At 39.6% G+C, this 20,575-nt stretch carries 23 protein-coding genes; 10 read left to right on the forward strand and 13 right to left on the reverse strand.

The features are described from left to right. Positions 1-61: 61 nt before the first annotated feature. The 8 genes from obgE to JK629_RS02470 form a co-directional block, all read right to left on the reverse strand. The gene (gene obgE, locus JK629_RS02435; RefSeq protein WP_202337052.1) at positions 62-1,060 is read right to left on the reverse strand and encodes a GTPase ObgE; all 999 of its coding nucleotides are present in this window, start codon (positions 1,058-1,060) and stop codon (positions 62-64) included. A gap of 40 nt (positions 1,061-1,100) precedes the next feature. Then, the gene (locus JK629_RS02440) at positions 1,101-1,463 is read right to left on the reverse strand and encodes a four helix bundle protein (RefSeq protein WP_202337053.1); all 363 of its coding nucleotides are present in this window, start codon (positions 1,461-1,463) and stop codon (positions 1,101-1,103) included. Positions 1,464-1,531: 68 nt separating this feature from the next. Then, a complete protein-coding gene (locus tag JK629_RS02445) occupies positions 1,532-2,104 on the reverse strand; it encodes an adenylate kinase (protein WP_202337054.1) in 573 nt (190 codons plus the stop codon). A gap of 118 nt (positions 2,105-2,222) precedes the next feature. Further along, positions 2,223-2,537 (reverse strand): hypothetical protein, encoded by a 315-nt coding sequence (locus tag JK629_RS02450; RefSeq protein ID WP_202337055.1) that lies wholly within the window; start codon positions 2,535-2,537, stop codon positions 2,223-2,225. A gap of 4 nt (positions 2,538-2,541) precedes the next feature. Continuing rightward, positions 2,542-3,051 carry a hypothetical protein gene (locus tag JK629_RS02455; RefSeq protein ID WP_202337056.1) on the reverse strand — a complete coding sequence of 170 codons (510 nt, stop codon included), beginning with the start codon at positions 3,049-3,051 and terminating at the stop codon, positions 2,542-2,544. Positions 3,052-3,114: 63 nt separating this feature from the next. Next, on the reverse strand, positions 3,115-4,677 hold the full coding sequence (locus JK629_RS02460) for a phage tail sheath family protein (RefSeq protein WP_202337057.1): 1,563 nt from the start codon (positions 4,675-4,677) through the stop codon (positions 3,115-3,117). A 73-nt stretch (positions 4,678-4,750) separates the two neighbouring features. After that, a complete protein-coding gene (locus tag JK629_RS02465) occupies positions 4,751-5,302 on the reverse strand; it encodes a GNAT family N-acetyltransferase (protein ID WP_202337058.1) in 552 nt (183 codons plus the stop codon). A 104-nt stretch (positions 5,303-5,406) separates the two neighbouring features. Next, positions 5,407-7,161 (reverse strand): serine hydrolase, encoded by a 1,755-nt coding sequence (locus JK629_RS02470; protein WP_202337059.1) that lies wholly within the window; start codon positions 7,159-7,161, stop codon positions 5,407-5,409. 269 nt (positions 7,162-7,430) lie between these two features. Here JK629_RS02470 and JK629_RS02475 point away from each other — a divergent pair, with 269 nt between their 5' ends. Continuing rightward, positions 7,431-8,714: a pepsin/retropepsin-like aspartic protease family protein gene (locus JK629_RS02475; RefSeq protein WP_202337060.1), complete on the forward strand. Its 1,284-nt coding sequence runs from the start codon at positions 7,431-7,433 to the stop codon at positions 8,712-8,714. A gap of 118 nt (positions 8,715-8,832) precedes the next feature. Here the strand turns inward: JK629_RS02475 and JK629_RS02480 are convergent, their stop codons facing one another. The 4 genes from JK629_RS02480 to JK629_RS02495 form a co-directional block, all read right to left on the reverse strand. Further along, on the reverse strand, positions 8,833-9,558 hold the full coding sequence (locus JK629_RS02480) for an SDR family oxidoreductase (protein ID WP_225626098.1): 726 nt from the start codon (positions 9,556-9,558) through the stop codon (positions 8,833-8,835). A 141-nt stretch (positions 9,559-9,699) separates the two neighbouring features. Continuing rightward, positions 9,700-10,083 (reverse strand): DUF3703 domain-containing protein, encoded by a 384-nt coding sequence (locus JK629_RS02485; protein ID WP_202337062.1) that lies wholly within the window; start codon positions 10,081-10,083, stop codon positions 9,700-9,702. Positions 10,084-10,123: 40 nt separating this feature from the next. After that, the gene (locus tag JK629_RS02490; RefSeq protein ID WP_202337063.1) at positions 10,124-10,774 is read right to left on the reverse strand and encodes a hypothetical protein; all 651 of its coding nucleotides are present in this window, start codon (positions 10,772-10,774) and stop codon (positions 10,124-10,126) included. 12 nt (positions 10,775-10,786) lie between these two features. Further along, a complete protein-coding gene (locus tag JK629_RS02495; protein ID WP_202337064.1) occupies positions 10,787-11,236 on the reverse strand; it encodes a hypothetical protein in 450 nt (149 codons plus the stop codon). A 214-nt stretch (positions 11,237-11,450) separates the two neighbouring features. Between JK629_RS02495 and JK629_RS02500 the strand changes: the two genes are divergently transcribed. The 4 genes from JK629_RS02500 to JK629_RS02515 all read left to right on the forward strand — a co-directional run bounded on the left by JK629_RS02500 (position 11,451) and on the right by JK629_RS02515 (position 15,015). Then, a complete protein-coding gene (locus JK629_RS02500) occupies positions 11,451-11,984 on the forward strand; it encodes a helix-turn-helix domain-containing protein (protein ID WP_202337065.1) in 534 nt (177 codons plus the stop codon). 209 nt (positions 11,985-12,193) lie between these two features. Then, positions 12,194-12,808, forward strand: a complete 615-nt coding sequence (locus tag JK629_RS02505) for a class I SAM-dependent methyltransferase (protein WP_202337972.1) — start codon at positions 12,194-12,196, stop codon at positions 12,806-12,808. 121 nt (positions 12,809-12,929) lie between these two features. Beyond that, positions 12,930-13,313, forward strand: a complete 384-nt coding sequence (locus JK629_RS02510) for a hypothetical protein (RefSeq protein ID WP_202337066.1) — start codon at positions 12,930-12,932, stop codon at positions 13,311-13,313. Between the two features lie 34 nt (positions 13,314-13,347). Beyond that, positions 13,348-15,015, forward strand: coding sequence for a formate--tetrahydrofolate ligase (locus JK629_RS02515; RefSeq protein ID WP_202337067.1), 1,668 nt, complete (start codon positions 13,348-13,350; stop codon positions 15,013-15,015). 60 nt (positions 15,016-15,075) lie between these two features. Here the strand turns inward: JK629_RS02515 and JK629_RS02520 are convergent, their stop codons facing one another. Further along, entirely contained in the window at positions 15,076-15,642 is a 567-nt protein-coding gene (locus JK629_RS02520) for a DUF4256 domain-containing protein (protein WP_202337068.1), read from the reverse strand. Positions 15,643-15,796: 154 nt separating this feature from the next. Here JK629_RS02520 and JK629_RS02525 point away from each other — a divergent pair, with 154 nt between their 5' ends. The 5 genes from JK629_RS02525 (at position 15,797) to JK629_RS02545 (ending at position 20,561) form a co-directional block, all read left to right on the forward strand. After that, a complete protein-coding gene (locus JK629_RS02525) occupies positions 15,797-16,246 on the forward strand; it encodes a YybH family protein (protein ID WP_202337069.1) in 450 nt (149 codons plus the stop codon). 177 nt (positions 16,247-16,423) lie between these two features. Further along, positions 16,424-17,578, forward strand: coding sequence for a 5-(carboxyamino)imidazole ribonucleotide synthase (gene purK, locus JK629_RS02530; RefSeq protein ID WP_202337070.1), 1,155 nt, complete (start codon positions 16,424-16,426; stop codon positions 17,576-17,578). Between the two features lie 85 nt (positions 17,579-17,663). Then, the gene (gene purE, locus JK629_RS02535) at positions 17,664-18,149 is read left to right on the forward strand and encodes a 5-(carboxyamino)imidazole ribonucleotide mutase (RefSeq protein ID WP_202337071.1); all 486 of its coding nucleotides are present in this window, start codon (positions 17,664-17,666) and stop codon (positions 18,147-18,149) included. Between the two features lie 17 nt (positions 18,150-18,166). Next, complete coding sequence (locus JK629_RS02540) at positions 18,167-18,535, forward strand: DMT family protein (protein ID WP_202337072.1); 369 nt, start codon at positions 18,167-18,169, stop codon at positions 18,533-18,535. Between the two features lie 7 nt (positions 18,536-18,542). Further along, entirely contained in the window at positions 18,543-20,561 is a 2,019-nt protein-coding gene (locus JK629_RS02545) for a M3 family metallopeptidase (protein WP_202337073.1), read from the forward strand. Positions 20,562-20,575 lie beyond the last annotated feature (14 nt).

The following is a 20,575-nucleotide window of genomic DNA, read 5'->3' on the forward strand; positions in this document are numbered from 1 at the left end:
TGAAAACTTAATCTAATTAATTACCGCTCACACTTTGACTTCCCTCGACCTGACATTGGTTCTAATTCAACATCGCCCAAAGTTTATCCTTTAACTCTGTCAAACCTTGTTGCGCCACGGAAGAAATAAACAGATACGGAATACCCTTAAACTGTTTGTCGAGAATCTTTTTCATCTCGGCTTTCAATTCATCATCTAGCATATCGCTTTTGCTGATGGCTACTAAACGTTCCTTATCTAAAAGTTGTGGATTGTAACGGCGCAGCTCATCTACCAAAATATCGTATTGTTCCTTAATATCCGGTGCATCTGCGGGAATCAAAAACAGCAAGGTAGAGTTACGCTCAATATGGCGAAGAAAACGATGCCCAATCCCTTTACCTTCAGCAGCACCTTCAATGATTCCGGGAATATCCGCAACTACAAAAGTTTTAAAATCGCGGTATTTAACAATCCCCAAGTTTGGCTTCAATGTGGTGAATTCGTAATTAGCAATCTTAGGTTTTGCTGCGGTAATAACGGAAAGCAGGGTAGATTTACCGGCATTGGGGAAACCAACGAGACCCACATCTGCCAGGATTTTAAGTTCAAGAATAATATCTACTTCTTCTCCTTCCTCGCCAGGCTGTGAGTAGCGTGGAGTTTGGTTGGTTGCACTTTTAAAATGGGCATTCCCTAATCCGCCGCGACCGCCTTTGGCAACTACTTTTTCTTCCCCGTCTTCGGTGAGCTCAAAGAGTATTTCCTCGGTTTCCTTATCGCGTACTACTGTACCCAAGGGTACTTCAATATAAACATCGGCACCATCGGCACCTGTGCTTGTTTGCTTGCTGCCGTGTTCGCCGTGTTCGGCTTTAAAATGTCTTTTGAATTTTAAATGGTACAATGTCCAAAGGTTTTTGTTGGCCTTTACAATTACGTGTCCGCCGCGGCCACCATCACCACCATCGGGACCACCTTTGGGAATATACTTTTCCCGACGCATGTGCTTACTGCCCTGTCCTCCCTTTCCGGAAGTAACATGGACCTTTACGTAATCTACAAAATTGCCTTCAGTCATTGTTTTGTGGAATTGTGTGTTTGTTGAATTGTGTAATTGTTTATTTTTTTAATTGTGCATTTCTTAACGCATTGATTTTATTCGATATCATTAAAAGATGTGCACGAAGTTTTTTATAAGCCTCATCATCAATAAAATTCAACCTTTTGGAAATTATTACTTGATTTAACAATTCCATTGTCGAACTAAATGCCATTGTTGAAAAATGTGATTTATCTTTTTGTGTTATTCGGGAAGTACCTTCAGCTAAATTAGAAGCTATTGAAACCGAACATCTTCGCATTTGATTGGTTAATCCAAAACGCTCCTCTACAGGAAAACTTTCACTTATTTTATATACAACCTCAACTAAATCAATTGAGTCTTGCCAAACTTCCAATTTTTCAAAAGAATGCTTATACATAAATACCTTTACACAGTTAAACCATTAAACAGTTAAACAGTTAAACAGTTAAACGATTAAACAATAAACTACAAACCGTCTATAACCTTACTTAAGCGTTCCGTAATTTCCTCAATACTACCCACACCATCAACCCCGTAGTATTTGCCTTTTTTCTCGTAATAGTCCTTTAGTATAGCGGTTTCGTTGTAATATACTTTTATACGGTTACGGATAATACTCTCGTCTGCATCGTCTGCTCTCCCACTGGTTTTACCACGTTCCAATAAGCGTTTTACCAAAACCTCATCATCCACTTCCAACGCAACCATAGCGTCTATCTGCGTATCCTTATCATCCATCAAGTGTGCCAATGCTTCGGCTTGGGCTTCCGTTCTGGGGAAACCGTCAAAAATAAAACCATTGGCATCAGGATTTTTATCTACTTCGTTGCTGAGCATATCAATAGTGATCTCGTCTGGCACTAATTTCCCTTTTGCTATAAATGACTTGGCGAGGTTGCCCAGCTCGGTTTCATTTTTTATGTTGTATCTAAATACATCACCAGTAGAAATGTGCACCAAATTGTACTTTTCTTTTAAAAAATTGGCTTGCGTTCCTTTTCCTGCGCCAGGAGGGCCGAACAAAATAATATTAGTCATGGGTTTGCTTTAATGAATAAAAAACGAAGGTGCAAATTTACGAAATTATAATTGGGGATTGGATTTCGTGATTGGTTAATTTGGGAATAAGGTGCTTAAAACTTGAAATGTATTATTTTCAAATAACCACGCCCACCGCTTTATAAAGAAAATTTACCAAGGCATTCCAAAGCTTTTCTAAAGTTACCATCAAAATTCCTTTCAAGGTATTTACGAAGTTGAGGGCCATAGCTTCCAAGCCATCCAGGAAAAACTCCCGAAGGTCTTCGTCAATATCACCATTGGCTATTCCTTTTTGGATAATCACGGTTTGTTTGGCGATGGCCTCTACTTGCCGTTCACTAAAACCGCGTACTGTGGAAATATCCTTCTCCAAAATATCGGAAGCAATATCCTTTATGCTTGTAATGATTGTTGATACATCCTGTGCCATAAGCTTATCTTTTTAAGAAACTTTCATAGGTTATTGCCTGATCCAAAAAGATTTCAACCTGGCCTTTAAATGCTTGTAACGCCAAAGGTTTTATACCATTTTCCCGATCGGTCTGCTTCATTTTTTTGAAGGTTTCGGCAATCTTTTCAAAAGCGAAGGCACTTGGATATTCTCCAGAAATGGCGCTACTTCCTTTGGCTTGCAGCAGTTCGTTTATTTTGTCCAGCGCCACATTTTCGGGAACGGGCCGGGCTTTGGCCTGTAATTTTAGCGATTCAAAAGCACCTATTAAAACGTTGTACACAGCTTCACGCTGAGCAAAACTTTCGCTGTCCGTCCCCCCATCTACTTCGGCAAAAAAACGCATTGCCAGATTACTGCTTTCCGTTACCTTTTCAACTATGGCCTGATCGTATGCTGGGGCCAAGGTAGCTTGGCAGCCTCCAAGTAAGAGAAGTGCCCCTAACAACTTTAGAGCAAAGAGTTTTTTATTTAAGTAAGGCAATAATATCATATTGTCAATGAGTAAGTTGACACTAAAATAAAGAATAAAAAGCAGATTTATACCATCTTAAGACTAAACCATTTGTTGCTGAACAAAAGAAGATACAATAAATTCCGCTGGTCTTGAGACTGCGACACCTAGGGTTACAATCAGCCGACCCTCCAAAACATCTTGGGAAGTCATGGTAGTTCCCAACCCACACTTAACAAAATATGCGTCCCTTGGGGTAGACCCCGCCAATGCTCCTTGCCTCCAAAGATTGTTCAAGAAATTTTCAATCATCCATTGTATCCGAACCCAGGTATTGGCATCATTGGGTTCAAAAACAAAATTCAAACAGGCTTTTTTACATGATTGCTCTATAAAAATCATTGTTCTTCTTACGTTTATATAGCGCCAATCATTATTATTGCCATCCAGTGTTTTAGCCCCCCATACCAATGCTCCCCTTCCAGGAAAGTTTCTAATCGCATTTATTGATTTCCCGCTCACGGCATCAACATTTAAATTTTCCTGTTCAGCTTGGTTAATTTTTATTGGCAAAGAAGCTACTCCAGTTATCGAAACATTTGCGGGAGCTTTCCAAACACCTCTACTGTTATCTAACATAGTTACAACTCCCGCCATTCCGCCACTGGCAGGCAATATGTTGACAAGCTGTAAAACAGCCGAAATAATATTTTTATAGGTTACACTTATAGCAAGTAACGTACGATGATTTTCATTTACTGATTGTGAATTTTCAGAATTATAAATAGATTTTAGAAGTTCTAAAGAACTTTTTTCAGGCGGCTGTATTGAGTTAAAAACGGTAGCCAAAGCCCTAACATCCCCGCCAAATAGATTGGTATAGTTCAAATCCTGATTACCCATAATGGTGGTTCCTAAAAAAGGGTAATATGCAGCTCCATAATTTAGGCCGGTAGTTCCTGTATTATTTCTAAATGTTTCTATATCTAAATTATTCCCACTCGGATTTTCTCTATTTCCGCCTATAACATCAAAAATGCTTATTGCCGTCTGCATTTCATTATTCTGCAAAAGCATATTTTGCATCAGGGTTCCATTTTCAGCTGAAGAAAGCAGAGTTGCCTCCGGACATATATACATAGTGGGTTCTTCCTCTGTTTTCAATGTCGACAAGCCCTTTAATAAATCGGCAAGCTGAACATTTGGGTTTACCAAAGGATCTCCAATATCTAAAGCTGCTCCTGAAGCTTTTCCATAGCCTCCAACTGATACAATATAAGCCTTGCCTCCGCCATTTTGATAAAACAATTTTATGCTGTTGTACAGATAATAGATAGTGGAAGCATCGGGAAGTATGGAGTAATATTCGCTTCCTATTAGAATAAAATCTCCCTCTTTAGGTTTGGAATTTTGACGCACCAAATAATACTGCGGACTATACTGCTGAACAGGCTCAGGGCCATCAGGAAAACAAAAAACACGTTCAAATTCAATAAAGGAAGTTATTTTGATAGGTTCAAAAGAACAATCATTACCATTGCGCTCCGCCCGGGGTGTATATCCAATAAACGCAGGAATGGCTGTTTCAACCTGAGCTACAGAATTTGGGAAGGCTGCAACTTCTTCAATATAAATTCCTGGTGCCTTGAATGTCTTCTTGCTCATTGTAAGATGGTATTTGTAGCAGCTCTGTTTAAATAGCTGATTACTAAGATAGTAAAATGGCCGATAGTAGCTATCAACAGCTATTCTTATTATTCCTCAGCCATTCTTTTTTGCTTAGCGAGTAGAAATTATGAAGCGTTCCGTCATAGTAAAATTCATTCCGTTTTAATAAACCTATTTTTTTCAAAATAACATTTGATGCAATATGGTCCACATCTGCCATACCACAGATTTCTTCGTAATTCAGTTTTGCAAACCCATGATTTAAGGAAGCTATAGCGGTTTCAGTTGCATAGCCTTTTCCCCAGTATTTTTTTATGAAGCGATATCCCAAATCGTAAAAGTTTGATCTGCCGCCAAAAGTATCGGTAATATATTTAAACCCGCTCCAACCCACAAAATCGCCACTTTCTTTTTCAACAACAGCCCATCTGCCAATGCCGTTTTGAACGTATTGCTCTTTTATGGAAGCAATCATCTTTTTAGCTTCCTCCATAGTGGAAATAGGTTTGTTTCCCAAAAAAGCATGCACCTCAGCATCAGAATCCATGGCGAACATACCTTGCACATCCTCATCCATCAAATCGCGCATAATTAATCGGTCCGTTTCTATATGTATTTTCATTTCAGTATTTATTAAAAGAAAAAGCTTGCAGATTTATATTTTAAACCTGCAAGCTAATATAACAATTTACACATCAAGAGTCAGCCACTAAAGAAAACCGATAACTAGATTTTCTTACCAACAATTTCTTGCCCTCCTTGAAACAAGGTCAAGCTTTCAACAACTCCAGCGCTATTCTTATTAAAAGTAATCTGTGCCGCAACAACTTTCACATAAAACTCTGTCTCCGATTTTGGAAATATTTCAAAACCAGGCTGCCCCGTGGCTTGTGCTTTCAGTTGGTTCCCTTCTTTAGTAACGGTAAGAACAAAACCCGGTTTCAGTTCATAATTACCCACATAAGTTTCCAAAACAGCATCGGGCACAATTGCATCTTTTGCTAAACCTTCGGTTTCCACGCCAAGCATTTTCAGCATATCAATCCCGTTTTGGTTTCCGGGATTCAATTCTATTGATTTTTTATAATTAGCAATTGCCAGCTCAATTTTTCCCTGCTCCATCAAGGCTTCCGCGTAACTGTCATATACATTAGCGGATTTTGGAAAGGCCTCCATATTTAATTTAAAAATTGCTTCCGCCTCTTTTTTCTTTCCAGCTTGTAAGAGTGTATAGCCCATAGTGTTCATTTCGCTTTCAGATTTGGAATACTCTTTTGAATCTTTATTTTTTTCATAAAATGCAAGTCCAGCTTTTAAATCTTTATCTATAATCTCTTTATAAACCAAATTGGCTAAGGATTGCTTCGGAAGCTCATAGGTTGTTCCGTGAAGAATTCGATTTATGGCAATTGTAATATCATCCAAAGGTGCTCTTCCTGTATTGTTCAACAAAATGATGGTCGATTTCTCCTTGGGCATTCGTGTTATAAGGGTGTTGAAACCATTGATTCCGCCACCATGGCCAATTATTTCTGTACTGTCTTTGGTATTACCGACCGGGAAAGAACCAACGCTCCAGCCATAACCGTAATACTGACCAAAGGCAGGCACGTATTTTTCATACATCATATCCCTATATTTCTTTGGAAGCAATTTTTCGGTGTACAAGGCTTGGTCCCAAATAAATAAATCTTCTACCGTTGAATACATTGAGCCAGCAGCATAGGGCGTGGACATATCTATATATGGTGCGTTTTCAGGCTTACTGCCCTTCATTTCATAGCCTGCTGCACGTTTTTTTAGAATTGTATGGTGATGGTCATAGCCGCTATTATTCATTTTTAAAGGCGTGAATATCTTTTCCTGCAAAACTTCTTCGTAGGTCTTTCCCGTAATCTTTTCAATTATGGCCCCAAGCGTGATATAACCTGAATTGCTATAAGAAAACCGTTCGCCCGGCGTAAAATTCAAAATAGAATCAGCATACATTTTTACCATTTCGGTTGGCGTGTATGGATTGCGGCTCATGGTTTTGAAGAAATCGGGAAACGAAGTATAATTGGGTGTGCCCGAGGTATGGGTGAGTAATTGGTGGGTTGTGATTTTATCGGCATTTACTTTAGGGTAGTCTGGCAGATATTTGGAAATAGGCGCCTGTAAATCCAATTTTCCTTCGGCCACGAGCTGCATAATGAGCATGGCGGTAAATTGTTTGGTGATGCTTCCCAAACGGTGTTTAGTATCGGGTGCATTGGGAATATCCCATTCCATATTGGCCAATCCAAAGCCTTTTTTGTAGACAATTTTCCCTTTGTCAGCCACCAATACCGAGCCGTTAAACTGGCCGTATTCGGTGTATTTATTTAAAAGGTTATCTAATTGTGTCGTTTTGTTTTGTCCGAAACTAACGGTGAATGTTGCAATAAAGGCAATGACCGCCACAAACGCGATTCTGCGTAAGGATTTTTTTGATGATTTCATGATTTTGATTGATTTTGATTGATGATATTTTTTGATATTTATATGACGAATTTTAAACTGAGGTGTTACATAAGAATAAAATTTACGCCCTTCTAAAACGCGTAAAAAAACTGGCAAATAACGTTTTACGTGTCATAAAAAAAGTGTGCTTTTGTCAAAGACACACTTTTTCAACTTTTTCAAAAAAATTACTGACTTTTTGTTACAAACTCCCCAGAAATTGAACTAATAAGAAATCTATTTCTAAAACTGTTGAAAGAAGTTTCAATATGAAAAAAATATACCTGCTCCCCATTTTATTGTTTTTTATTGGTTGCGGCCAAGGTTCAGAAAAGGCTGTCGTGGATAAAAATTTTGAGGCGTTGAATGCCTTTGTTGTGGACTTGGATTACTTCACCTTGCGGGAAGAATTCAAAAACAATAAAGAGCAACTCAACACAAGGGATTCTCTCTATTTTGAAGCAATCCTCGCCAATGCCTTCAACAATCCGGAGAAATCCAATGAGGCGATAGACACTTTTTTTAAAACCCCAAAAGCGGAAATAACCGATAGCTTGGCGGAAAAGATGCTGGCCACAAAATTGACAAACCATATTTATCGCGCAGAGTATAAAGCTGCGGTAGAAATCAATGAAAAGCTCCAGCAACAATACGCCCACTTGTTGGATTCCACCAAACTGAAAGATTTACAAAACACCCATAAAATCTGGAAAGCACTTGAAAATACAAAACCTCAAAAAGTAAAAATAGCTGCCGATGTTGCCCTGCCCATTGTAAAAGATAAAGTTGGTCTTTCCACTCTTGCCACTAACATTGGGGGTTCAACAACCAATTTTGTGTTCGATACAGGCGCCAATTTCTCGGTAATCCAGCGTTCTGTGGCAGAAAATTTGGGTCTTAAAATAATTCCCGCCCAATTTGATGTGGATGCCGCCACAGGATTAAAAGTGAAAAGCGACCTAGCCGTTGCAGAAAAGTTGCAATTGGGAGAAATTACCGCCACCAATGTAATCTTTCTGGTGTTTGATGATAAGGATTTATCCTTTCCCACAATAGATTATGAAATAAAGGGAATTATAGGCTTTCCGGTAATCCGTGCGCTTCAGGAAATCCAACTTACCAAGGATACGCTTTACGTTCCGCAGCGCCCCAACAAATATTCCTTAAAAAATCTGGCTTATGATGAATATATGCCAATAATTCAAGTAACCCACAAGAATGACAAGCTGCGCTTCAACTTTGATACAGGCGCGCAAACCACATCGCTTTATTCAAAATTCTATAAAAAATATCACACAGAAATTGATAAAAATTATACCAAAACGAGCCTCAGCACCGGTGGTGCCGGCGGGCAAGTGGCTTTGGAAGGCTATGTGCTAAAAAATGTGCCACTCGCTGTCGGCAAAGCAGCGGCAACCATAGAAACCATTCGGCTTTTTCCTGAAAAAATAGGAGTTACCGACAGTCTGCACGGTAATCTGGGCCAAGATTTTATTGGCCAGTTTGAGGTTATGATTATAAGTTTTAAAAGTGCAAGTATTTTATTTCGGTAACAGCATTGGTTATTTTGGGAGCCGAAGTGGGTAGGGTATAGAGTTGTTGATGAGTTAAAAATTGGTTCTTTTAATTGAAAAGATTCCCCTTCCTAATTATCCGCACACTTTCAAAATATTATGATTTGCCCGTAGGCTTGATAAGGATTTCATTTACATTAACCTCATCTGCCTCGGATACGGCATATACCACTGCCCTTGCAATCGCATCGGCATCCAGTTTGGGTTCATCACCGCCGTAATCCTTGTCTTCCAACAGTTCCTTATCGGTAATATCCTGGCGCAAATCGGTATCAACAGTGCCAGGCTCAATAGATGTTACCTTAATGTTGAATTCAGGCGAAAGCTCCATTCGCATGGCTCTGGAAAGTGCTATTATCGCTGCCTTTGAAGCGCCGTAAACGGCCCCGCCTTTATACAATTCCTTACCATCTACGGAGGCTATATTTACAATATGCCCCTTTTTATTATCCTTCATACTTGGAAGCGCTCCATGTACGGTACGTAAAATTCCTTTTACGTTTACCTCTATTGTTTGCAGCCATTCCTCTAAATGAAGATTTTTAAGATAGGTTAACGGCATTACCCCTGCTACATTGACCAGGATATCTATGGTATTATATTCGTTTAAAATCTTGTCAAAACCCTGTGCTACGCTTTCGCTGCTAGACACATCCATTGCAACAACTAAGGACGGATTTTTTAATTCCTTTTGAAGAGATTCCAAAATATCAACACTGCGGGCGGCCAATGCCACTTTGCATCCATTATTGTCCAGATGTTTGGCTATGGCGCTTCCTATTCCCCCACTTGCGCCTGTTACTACTGCTATTTTGTTTTTCATTTCCATATTTCTGTTTTCTCTTAAGGAACAAAAATTTCAGCATAATGGGTGTTAAGAAATTTAGAAAGTTTACTAATCAGAAGAAAAAGATTTGTTAGCTATTGGTTGTTTGTGGGCAGGTATACATTTGTAGATAACTGTTTAGGCATTTGTAGCGCTTACACCAGCCTTTATAAATATTTCCTGTACCTCTTTCTCTATGGGAAACGGTTTCAGTGGCGGCACGTTTGCTCCGCCGGGATTTCCAACGGGAACTTTCCCAACAAAAGACTTCACGCCCCCAAACACCAAACGGGGTATTTGCCCTAAGATTTCCTTTGGACTTTTTATTTTAAACCCAAATTGCAACATTTTCCAATGTACAAAAGTGTGGGCGTACGGATATCGCTGACCGAGTATATGGGCTCTTTCCAAGTGGTTCCAAGCGGCTGCCAGATTTCCACCCTTAAATTCCTTACGGTACTTACCTATTTCTATTTCATAAAAAGGTCGTAACCCTTTCGGAAGTGAAGTGTAAAGTTTCATTTTTTAATTTTAAACTTTTGAAAATTTCTGCAAGTTACTATTATCTAATCTTTATACTCTTACTTATCTTTTCATAAACCTCTCCGGTAGAGAGTTCAACTTTTACACGTATCTTATAATTTTCATTAAGAGTTGGCTTCCTATCAACTTTCAAGCGAATAAACGGAAATTGCACGTTCAGCGTATCATTTACCAAATAATCTTCTAGGTATTGATCTTCTTCAAAATAGGCCCCTTCCACAATCATAATGTCATTTAGTGTATCATTTGCACGGTGGTTGTCATCAAAATCGTTAAGTGTTATTACGGTAATGTTGGTAAGCTTTTCATTTTTTGAACCGGCATCCCCATTTTCACGACATGAACAGGCGTATGCACTGGGAATAAAGGAGAAGCTCGGCATTTTGGTACGTTTGGGCTTTTGGCTTATAAAATCCACATCATACGTTATCAATAAACTTTTATAGTCACTATAATTTACAAGCTCATTTTCCTCCATCTGCTCAAACGTATCTTCTCCCGTCTTTTTGTATTGGGTCATTTCCATCCCCTGAATATCAAAATATGCTCCAGTAATAGGGCCACAATTGCAATCATCGCTACCGTTTGGGCTGCACATCTGTAATGGTAACCCAACTACCAAAGCAATAACCAACACTTTGGTTTTAATACTATTTTTGAAGTTTTTCATAATTCTTAGACTTTATTCTTTTACCCGTTCATAAACAATCCTATAATCCTGCGTGGTACCACTTAGGGTCAATTTTCCATCGGCAACACTAATCTTTTGGCAAAGCTTATTTTCTGGTAAGTAAAAATATACAAGCTCGGGCGCGATTTTATTTGCACTTTCCTGCCTTGCAGGACAAGTAGTTGCTATTTGATATGCCTCAAATTTCGGCGGCTCAACCACGCCTTCCTCCACAAATTTTACCTCTGCGCCTTTAAACTCGGCAGTTCGGTATGGATATTCGGCTTCTTTCCATTTTCCCTGTAAATTTTCAATAATCGCTACGGTATCCCTCATAACGGTTTCTGGGGTTGTTGTTTCCGTTATGGGAGTTTCGGTTTCTTTTGATTCTTCTTTTTTGTTTTTGCAGGAAACAATTATGGCTGTCAATAATAATAGGATTGCAATTTTTTTAAGTTTCATAACATCTCAATTTTTCTTTTCTATACATATTGATTTTAAAACGATAAGTATTATGATTCATTGTTATAAACCAAATGTCCCCTCGGGCGCAGTCGAGACCTATTCGCCTTTTAATGAAGGTTTTTCAACAAAAGGTGTAATGCCAAACTCAGGATAAATTTCACTGGGGAAATAAATCACCCCGCCACGCGATGTTTATGAACTTAATTACGCAATGATACCTTGGAATATTGGTACCGTAATTGCCTTTCTATTGATTTTGCTATATAGCTATTTGGGATATAAGGGAATTTTTCAATCCAATATTTTACTCCCAGGTTTCGTTGTAAACGAATCCCTAAAAGAAGGTGGGAATGATAAAAACGTCATTACTTCAATAAGTTCTATTGGAATTACAGAGGAGGAGGCAAGCGACTTAAAGATTCGTCTGTACGAATTATTGGACGTTAAAAAGCTTTATTTAAATGATAGTCTCAGTCTTACCGATTTGGCTGAAGCGATGGACATTAGCAGTAGAAAGCTTTCAGAGTTCCTAAATAAAAACCTCGACATAAATTTTTACACCTTAATCAATGACTACAGGGTTGCCGAAGTACAGGAGCGATTAAAAGAAGAAGAGAGCAAAAAATACACCTTGTTGGGCCTCGCACAAGATTCAGGTTTTCAATCAAAAGCCAGCTTTAATCGTATTTTTAAAAATAAAACCGGCATGTCACCCTCTCAATATAGGCAAATGTACAGCCAATAATTGATGAGGCATCAGGCGTAAAATTCTAGGCCTGAGATATAAACCACGTGCCAGGAGCAAAGAGCCAGGAGCCAAGAGCCAAGAGCCAAGAGCCAAGAGATTAAAGCTAGAAAATTTTAATAGTACATTTGTATACCAACACCCTATTTGTGGACAAAGAACAAAACCAACCCAAAAAAACAAAAACCCCCTGGCCCACAAAGGCTGCCATGGAGCAAGTTTATGAAAACAACCTTTGGGGCGGCAACGAAGATGAGTTTTATTCTGGCGAGGGTTCGCACCTTACAGGAATTGTAAATCCATACCTGGCCGCAGTAACTTCATTTTTAACTTCGTTTAAAAATCCGCTAACGGTGTGCGATTTAGGTTGTGGCGATTTTAATGTTGGGAAGGAATTGGTACAGCACACAGCGAAATATATTGCAATAGATATTGTACCCAATCTGATAGCACGGAATATAGAAACCTTTAAAGCCCCTAATTTAGAATTCCTTTGTCTGGACATTGCAGTGGCCGCTTTGCCATCTGCAGATTGCGCCATAGTACGGCAGGTACTCCAACATCTATGCAATGCTGAAATACAAAGTATCGCAACTAAGTTGGCTGCTTATAAATATATTATTCTAACGGAACACATTCCCGAAGGCGGTTTTATTCCCAACAAAGACATCATTTCCGGCCAGGGAAATAGACTAAAAGTACAAAGCGGCGTAAACCTATTAATGCCGCCCTTTAATGTAAAGATTAAGGAGGAAAAACAATTATCAGCAGTAATTTTGAATGATGGAAAAGGGGTTATCGTGACGCAGCTTTTTAAGTTGTAGACCCAAAAAGAGCGATAAGGTAAAGGCTTAGCCTAAAGCATTTCCATATGACGTTTGTCATAGTTTCAAAAAGAATTCAACCTTACTTTTATAGCCTAATTAACCTTCAAAAATTACTACAATGAAAGACAACCCATCCCTTAAAACTTGGCTCAGAATTATCCTGGGTTTATTCTTGATTGTTTACGCAATAAACCAATTCTTGCATTTTTTACCTACCAGTTATGGCAAAATGCCTGAGGAGGCCATGGATTTTATATATGCGGTGGTAGTATACCTTCCATTTCTATATTTTTTCGAAATTATTTTAGGATTATTATTCGTGTTTAATAAATGGACACCATTTTTATTAATAGTCCTTTTCCCGTTATCAGTGGCATTCTTAATTTTTAGTATTTCAAACCAGGATCTCTTGGATGCGATTCCTGCTGTGGTTGTTGCCCTTTTAAATTTCACTTTGATTTTATTTGAAAAAGAAAAATACAAGCCTCTTTTCAGTAAATAATAATCAATTTTTCATTCAGCAGTAAAGAGAAGTTATGACCGATATACAAATTGCACAAAGCGTTACCCCAAAGCCTATAAAAAAAATAGCAGCACGCTTGTCAATTCCTAAAGATTCGTTGGAGTATTACGGGAATGATAAGGCGAAAATTCCTTTGAGCCTTATTGATGAAACAGCGCTAAAGCAGAGCAATCTTATATTGGTGACTGCTATTACGCCTACTCCCGCCGGCGAAGGAAAAACTACTACTTGCATAGGCTTGGGCGATGCGCTCAATTATTTAAAAAAGAAAGCTGTTGTAGTAATCAGGGAACCCAGCCTGGGCCCCGTATTTGGAATAAAAGGTGGTGCCGCCGGCGGTGGTTGGAGCCAAGTTATTCCGATGGTGGATATAAACCTGCATTTTACGGGAGATTTTCACGCTATTGAAAAAGCCAACAATCTACTTTCTGCCCTTATAGAAAACAATATTCAAAGTAAAACCAGAAATCTGGGCATTGATCCTAGAACGGTTACTTGGAAACGATGTATGGATATGAATGACCGCGGGTTGCGGAACATTATAGCCGCACTGGGCGGAAAAGCGGGCGGCATTCCGCGAGAAACCGGTTTTAATATTACCGCAGCATCTGAAATAATGGCAATTTTATGTATGGCGTCAAATTTAGAAGATCTAAAGGAAAGATGCGGCGCTATTTACATAGGCGATACGTGGGAAGGAAATGCTGTTTATGCAAAAGACTTACATGCTAATAACGCCATGGCCGTTCTTTTAAAGGATGCCATCAAACCGAATCTGGTGCAAACCCTGGAAGGAAACCCCGCTATTATCCACGGGGGACCTTTTGCCAATATTGCACAAGGAACCAACTCTATTATTGCAACAAAAATGGGGATGTCGCTAAGTGATTATACCATCACAGAAGCAGGTTTTGGAGCCGATTTAGGTGCAGAAAAGTTTATGAACATCAAGTGTCGCACTGCAGGAATCTCTCCTAAAACCATTGTCTTGGTCACTACCCTGAGAGCGTTAAAATACCATGGCGGCAAACCCTTAAAGGAAATTACCCAAGAGGATGTAGAAGCGGTTAAAAAAGGACTTCCCAATTTAGAAAGACATATTTCCAGTTTACAAAGCTTTGGAATTCCTATTGTTGTTTCTTTAAATGCCTTTAAAACCGATACGGAAGCCGAGATGAAAGTGATTACCGACCATTGTAAAAAAGGGGGCATTCCCGTCGCGCTGAGCTATGGGTGGGAAAAAGGCGGTAAAGGATGTGTTGATTTGGCTGAAAAAGTGATTAAAGCTGCAAATTCCTGTACCGATACTTTTCAAGCTACCTACAGTCTTGCTGATAGTATAACAACCAAAATTGAAAAAATTTGCAAAACCATTTATGGAGCAGCAAATGTTGAATTAAGCACTAAAGCGAATTTGCAATTACGTAAATATGAATCCATGGGCTATGGAAAACTACCTATCTGTATGGCCAAAACAGAAAAAAGTTTCAGTGATGATGAAAAGCGATTGGGCCGTCCGGAACATTTTGATATTCATATTAGAGAGTTTGAAATAGCAACGGGTGCCGGGTTTATTATTCCCATTGCCGGAAACATTTTGCGTATGCCCGGATTACCCGCAACCCCCGCCGCCGAAAATATCACTATTGATGGCAGCGGGCTTATTGAAGGTCTATTTTAAATAAAGACTATATAAAATTAGCCCTGTAGTCTTTAGATTTTAGTAAAATAGCTTTTTTCCTTAAACCCGTAGCACTCCCCGAAACCCTCGGGCCGCATAATAAGATTGTGCTCCATTGTGGTACACAAAAACTGTATCATAACGAAAATCGCCAAAAATGGCACCGCCTAATTTTCTAATTTCTGCTGGAGTTTTTAGCCAACTGGAGGTTTTGGCGTCAAAGTTTCCCAGTTTTTGTAGGTTGCGGTATTCGGCTTCGGTTAAGAGTTCGATGCCCATTTCTTCTGCCATATCCACAGCGGTATTGTCGGGTCGGTGTTCTTTTCTGGATTCCCATCCTGCACGGTCATAACAAACACTTCTTCTCCCTTTAGGACTTTCATCGCAACAATCGTAAAAAAGGTATTCGCCCGTTTTTCCGTCCTGTCCCACAACGTCAGGCTCGCCACCCGTTTCTTCCATGGCGTCCAGCGACCAAAGCTTCTCTGGCTTGGCTTTCAATTTCGTTTCAACAGCTTCCCAAGCAATGTCTTTATGCCGTTGGGTATTTTTCTCAAAACGGGTTTTTAATACTTTTAATAACACCTCAGTTTGTTCAGAAGATAAAACCGAATTTGCTTTTGACATAACTTATAATTTTAAGAATAAAGATATGAAAAAGTGAGTAGTGAGTAGTGAGTAGTGAGTAGTGAGTATATTTAAAAATCCAATGATCTTATGATTGAACGTAACTTATTTAACAATAGGGCGTCTCTTATTATATTATTTAAATAATAAAATTATGAAACTAAAATATCTAATCGTTTTTGCAATCTTTTGGGCTTGCAATAAGCAAAAGGAAAATAACACAGAACAATCCCTGCAACAAATTATTAAGGCAGATAAAGAGACTAGCGTTTTAGCATCGGAAATAGGTTTTAACAGCGCGCTTTTATCTGTTGCCGATAGCAGTTTTGTGAAACTTGGTAATGGGCAATTGCCAATATTGGGAAAAACAGCTTTTGCAAATTCCTTTGAAAAAGATAATGACCTCAAAACCATTACTTGGAATCCTGTGAAAGGCGAAGTGGCAGAATCTGGCGAACTGGGCTATACTTGGGGCGACTGGCAGTTCAAAACACCAGACACAACATACTACGGCAATTATGTAACAATCTGGAAAAAGAAGGAAGACGGCAATTGGAAAATGGCTTTGGATGGAGGCAACAGCACCCCCAATCCAAAACTTTAAAACAGAAAGGAAAAACAACTACAGCTATGTTAATCTAGACAACAAACTTCACACGTCTCACGTTTTATGAATTCCCTATCTTTGCATTCGATTTAAGCGAAAAGCGAAAAGCGAAAAGCGAAAAGCGAAAAGCGAAAAGCGAAAAGCGAAACCGACAACAGACAACAGACAACAGAAATGAACTACTTCTCCACCAACTTCACCCTCGGCATTTTAGGCGGCGGGCAGTTGGGCAAAATGATACTTTACGAAACCCGCAAGTGGGATATCCGAACCAGCGTCCTCGATCCCAGTGCTGAAGCACCCTGCCGTATTGCAGCAGACAACTTTCAGCAAGGCGACCTGATGGATTTTGAAACAGTTTATAACTTCGGAAAAAAAGTTGACGTGCTTACTTTTGAGATTGAAGGTGTAAATATTGAAGCTCTTGAAAAGCTGGAAGGCGAAGGCATAAAAGTATATCCCAGCGCCGCCACGCTTCGTAATATTCAAGATAAAGGAATTCAGAAAGAGTTTTATAAAGAACACCAAATACCTACCTCACCTTTTAAGGTTTATAAAGACAAGTACGAGCTTAACGAAGCCATAGTTAGAAAGGATTTGCATTTTCCATTTGTTTGGAAAAGCTGTACTGGCGGGTATGATGGAAAAGGCGTAAGCATTATCCGCACCGCTGAAGAGGTAATTCCGCTTTCGGAAGGCGCTTGTATTGCAGAGAAATTGATTCCTTTTAAAAATGAATTGGCTGTAATAGTTGCCCGCAGCCCTTCCGGGGAAGTAACCACCTATCCAGTTGTAGAAATGGAGTTTCACCCAGAGGCCAACCAAGTGGAATACGTAATTTGCCCTGCCCGTATTGACGATGTAGTTGCCCAAAAAGCACGAGCCGTTGCCACCAAGGTTTCCGAAGCCTTTAAGCACGTAGGCCTTTTGGCGGTAGAAATGTTCCAAACCGAAGATGACGAAATATTGGTAAATGAAGTAGCTCCACGCCCCCATAACAGCGGTCATTACAGCATCGAGGCCAGTTACACTAACCAGTTTGAACAACAAATAAGAGCCATTTTAGATTTACCGTTAGGAAATACCGACAGTAAAGTTGGCGGCATTATGGTTAACTTAGTAGGCGCCGAAGGCCACACTGGTCCGGTAGTTTATAAAAACATAAAAAACATCCTAAAGATGGAAGGCGTAACGCCCCACATTTACGGCAAAAAAGAAACCCGTCCCTTTAGAAAGATGGGGCACGTAACCATAGTTAACAAAGACCTCAGCAAAGCACGAAAGATTGCGGAGGAAGTTAAGAAGACGATTGAGGTTATTACTGAATAACCACCAAATCTCAAATTCCAAACTCCAAACTCCAAAGTTTGGAATGAGGAGCTTGGAATTTGGAATTTAAAAAATTTGGAATTTTATGAAAAAAGTAGCAATAATAATGGGGAGCACCAGCGACCTACCAGTAATGCAGGAAGCGGTGGATATTTTAAAGGAATTTAAAATTGAGGTTGAAGTGGATATCGTTTCCGCCCACCGCACCCCAGAAAAACTTTTTGATTACGGAAAGAATGCACACACCCGTGGAATTTCAGTAATAATTGCGGGAGCTGGTGGCGCAGCTCACCTCCCAGGGATGATTGCTTCGCTCTCGCCATTGCCCGTTATTGGCGTTCCCGTAAAATCCAGCAACTCCATTGATGGTTGGGACAGCATTCTATCCATTCTTCAAATGCCAGGCGGCGTACCCGTTGCCACGGTAGCGCTGAATGGCGCCAAAAATGCAGGCATTTTGGCTGCTCAGATTATTGGGTCTTCAGATAAAGCCGTTTTGGATAGGATTATTGCCTATAAGGAAGGCTTGAAGATGAAGGTGGAAGAAGGCGCCAAAAATTTAAAAAAGTGATTTTTTAAAGAATTAATATGAAGTCAATTGCAACTATAGGCTTATTGATTCTTTCAAACATCTTTATGACACTCGCTTGGTATGGGCACCTAAAATTTTCGGAATTAAAAGGTTTCCAAAAACTGGGCTTAGTCGCAATTATATTTATAAGTTGGGGCATTGCGTTGTTTGAGTATTTTTTTCAGGTTCCTGCCAACCGAATTGGTTTTAAAGAAAATGGCGGCCCTTTTTCCCTTGTGCAGCTCAAGGTAATTCAAGAGGTAATAACACTTGTTGTTTTTACTATATTCACATTAATAGCATTTAAAAATGAAACCCTCAAATGGAATCATATTGTTGGTTTTATTTTTTTAGTACTTGCTGTCTATTTTATATTCAAAAAATAAATTTTAAATGAACAATCCACTTTTACAAGATTATAATACCGCCCCATTTTCCAAAATAGAAAACAAGCACTTTCTCCCCGCTATCAGTAAATTGATTGAGGAAACAAAAGCTGAGATTGATGCCATCACCTCCAATACTGAAGTGCCTACTTTCAAAAATACTGTGGAGGCATTGGAAAATACAGGTGAAAAGCTCGATAGAGCAACAAGCATTTTCTTCAACCTCAACAGCGCCGAAACCAATGACGAAATTCAAAAAATAGCGCAGGAAATCTCGCCAATGCTCACGGAATTCAGTAACGATATGCTTCTAAATGAGGCGTTATTCGAAAGACTAAAAGCGGTTTACAATCAAAAAGATACATTAAACCTTTCCGAAGAACAGCACATGCTGCTCGACAAAAAATACAAGGCTTTTTCCAGAAACGGCGCCAATCTTTCAGAAGAAAAGAAAAAACAACTGCGAAAGATAGATGCCGACCTATCAAAATTGAGTCTCACTTTTGGTGAAAATGTTTTGGCGGAAACCAACAGGTTCGAACTTCACATTACCGAAGAAAAAGATTTAAGCGGATTGCCCGAAGGCGTAATAGAAGCTGCCGCACAAACCGCCGAGGAAAAAGGAAAAGAAGGCTGGGTTTTCACTTTGGATTATCCAAGTTATGTGCCATTTATGACCTATGCCGACAACCGATCGCTTCGCAAAAAGATGGCAATTGCCTTTGGCGCCAAAGGGTTTCACAATGACGCATTGGATAATCAGCAAAACGTTTTGCAGATTGCAAGGCTTCGCCATAAACGGGCCAATTTGCTGGGCTATAAAAGCCACGCACACTTTGTTTTGGAGGAACGAATGGCCGAAACCCCCGAAAAAGTAAAATCCTTTTTAGATGAATTGCTTGAAAAAGCAAAACCCGCAGCACAAAAAGAATTTGATGAATTGACCGAATTCGCGAAAGAACTTGATGGCATCCACCATTTGGAGAAATGGGATGGCGCTTACTATTCCGAAAAGTTAAAACAGAAGCTTTTCAATCTGGACGACGAAAAGCTGAAGCCCTATTTTGAACTGAAAAACGTTATAAATGGCGTTTTTACTGTTGCTGAAAAGTTATATGGACTTCATTTTGAAGAAGTGCAAAATATAGACAAATACCACACTGACGTAAAAACATACGAAGTAAAAGATGACGAAGGCGAATTGGTTGCCATCTTTTACGCAGACTTCCACCCACGTGCCGGAAAGCGAAATGGCGCCTGGATGACTTCCTATAAACCACAACAAATTAAGGATGGTAAAAATGACCGTCCGCATATTTCCATCGTTTGCAATTTTACGAAGCCTACGGCGAGCAAGCCTTCGCTTTTGACTTTTAACGAAGTGACAACTTTATTCCACGAATTTGGCCATGCCCTGCACGGAATGCTTGCAAACACCCACTACCCCAGCCTTTCGGGAACCAGTGTTTATTGGGATTTTGTGGAATTGCCCAGTCAGATTTTAGAGAATTGGTGTTATGAAAAAGAAACCTTGGAACTTTTCGCCACGCATTATAAAACAGGTGAAGTAATCCCAATGGAATATGTTGAAAAAATAAAGGATTCTGCAACCTTTTTGGAAGGAATGGCAACGCTGCGCCAACTCAGTTTCGGGATGTTGGATATGGCCTGGCACGGCAGCGACCCTTCAGGTATCAAGGATGTAAAAGCTTTTGAAGTTGCCGCTTTTGACAACACACAGCTTTATCCCGACGTGAAGGAAAACTGTATGAGCACTTCATTTTCCCATATATTCCAAGGTGGTTATTCCGCAGGATACTACAGTTATAAATGGGCTGAGGTTTTGGATGCAGATGCTTTCGCCTTGTTTAAGCAGGAAGGTATTTTCAACAAAAAAGTAGCCGATAGATTCAAAGGTTTTGTGCTTTCGCAGGGCGGAACGATGGACCCGATGGAACTATATATAAAATTCCGCGGGCAAAAGCCAGACCCAGAGGCACTGTTGAAACGTGCGGGGTTACTATAATAAAAAACAAGGCT

This window comes from Aequorivita iocasae, from assembly GCF_016757735.1.
Taxonomy (GTDB): Bacteria; Bacteroidota; Bacteroidia; order Flavobacteriales; family Flavobacteriaceae; genus Aequorivita; species Aequorivita iocasae.

Coding starts and splice junctions, on each gene's coding strand:
- obgE (WP_202337052.1), bottom strand. CDS start 1,060: ATGACTGAAGGCAATTTTGTAGATTACGTAAAGGTCCATGTTACTTCC.
- JK629_RS02440 (WP_202337053.1), bottom strand. CDS start 1,463: ATGTATAAGCATTCTTTTGAAAAATTGGAAGTTTGGCAAGACTCAATT.
- JK629_RS02445 (WP_202337054.1), bottom strand. CDS start 2,104: ATGACTAATATTATTTTGTTCGGCCCTCCTGGCGCAGGAAAAGGAACG.
- JK629_RS02450 (WP_202337055.1), bottom strand. CDS start 2,537: ATGGCACAGGATGTATCAACAATCATTACAAGCATAAAGGATATTGCT.
- JK629_RS02455 (WP_202337056.1), bottom strand. CDS start 3,051: ATGATATTATTGCCTTACTTAAATAAAAAACTCTTTGCTCTAAAGTTG.
- JK629_RS02460 (WP_202337057.1), bottom strand. CDS start 4,677: ATGAGCAAGAAGACATTCAAGGCACCAGGAATTTATATTGAAGAAGTT.
- JK629_RS02465 (WP_202337058.1), bottom strand. CDS start 5,302: ATGAAAATACATATAGAAACGGACCGATTAATTATGCGCGATTTGATG.
- JK629_RS02470 (WP_202337059.1), bottom strand. CDS start 7,161: ATGAAATCATCAAAAAAATCCTTACGCAGAATCGCGTTTGTGGCGGTC.
- JK629_RS02475 (WP_202337060.1), top strand. CDS start 7,431: ATGAAAAAAATATACCTGCTCCCCATTTTATTGTTTTTTATTGGTTGC.
- JK629_RS02480 (WP_225626098.1), bottom strand. CDS start 9,558: ATGAAAAACAAAATAGCAGTAGTAACAGGCGCAAGTGGGGGAATAGGA.
- JK629_RS02485 (WP_202337062.1), bottom strand. CDS start 10,083: ATGAAACTTTACACTTCACTTCCGAAAGGGTTACGACCTTTTTATGAA.
- JK629_RS02490 (WP_202337063.1), bottom strand. CDS start 10,774: ATGAAAAACTTCAAAAATAGTATTAAAACCAAAGTGTTGGTTATTGCT.
- JK629_RS02495 (WP_202337064.1), bottom strand. CDS start 11,236: ATGAAACTTAAAAAAATTGCAATCCTATTATTATTGACAGCCATAATT.
- JK629_RS02500 (WP_202337065.1), top strand. CDS start 11,451: ATGATACCTTGGAATATTGGTACCGTAATTGCCTTTCTATTGATTTTG.
- JK629_RS02505 (WP_202337972.1), top strand. CDS start 12,194: ATGGAGCAAGTTTATGAAAACAACCTTTGGGGCGGCAACGAAGATGAG.
- JK629_RS02510 (WP_202337066.1), top strand. CDS start 12,930: ATGAAAGACAACCCATCCCTTAAAACTTGGCTCAGAATTATCCTGGGT.
- JK629_RS02515 (WP_202337067.1), top strand. CDS start 13,348: ATGACCGATATACAAATTGCACAAAGCGTTACCCCAAAGCCTATAAAA.
- JK629_RS02520 (WP_202337068.1), bottom strand. CDS start 15,642: ATGTCAAAAGCAAATTCGGTTTTATCTTCTGAACAAACTGAGGTGTTA.
- JK629_RS02525 (WP_202337069.1), top strand. CDS start 15,797: ATGAAACTAAAATATCTAATCGTTTTTGCAATCTTTTGGGCTTGCAAT.
- purK (WP_202337070.1), top strand. CDS start 16,424: ATGAACTACTTCTCCACCAACTTCACCCTCGGCATTTTAGGCGGCGGG.
- purE (WP_202337071.1), top strand. CDS start 17,664: ATGAAAAAAGTAGCAATAATAATGGGGAGCACCAGCGACCTACCAGTA.
- JK629_RS02540 (WP_202337072.1), top strand. CDS start 18,167: ATGAAGTCAATTGCAACTATAGGCTTATTGATTCTTTCAAACATCTTT.
- JK629_RS02545 (WP_202337073.1), top strand. CDS start 18,543: ATGAACAATCCACTTTTACAAGATTATAATACCGCCCCATTTTCCAAA.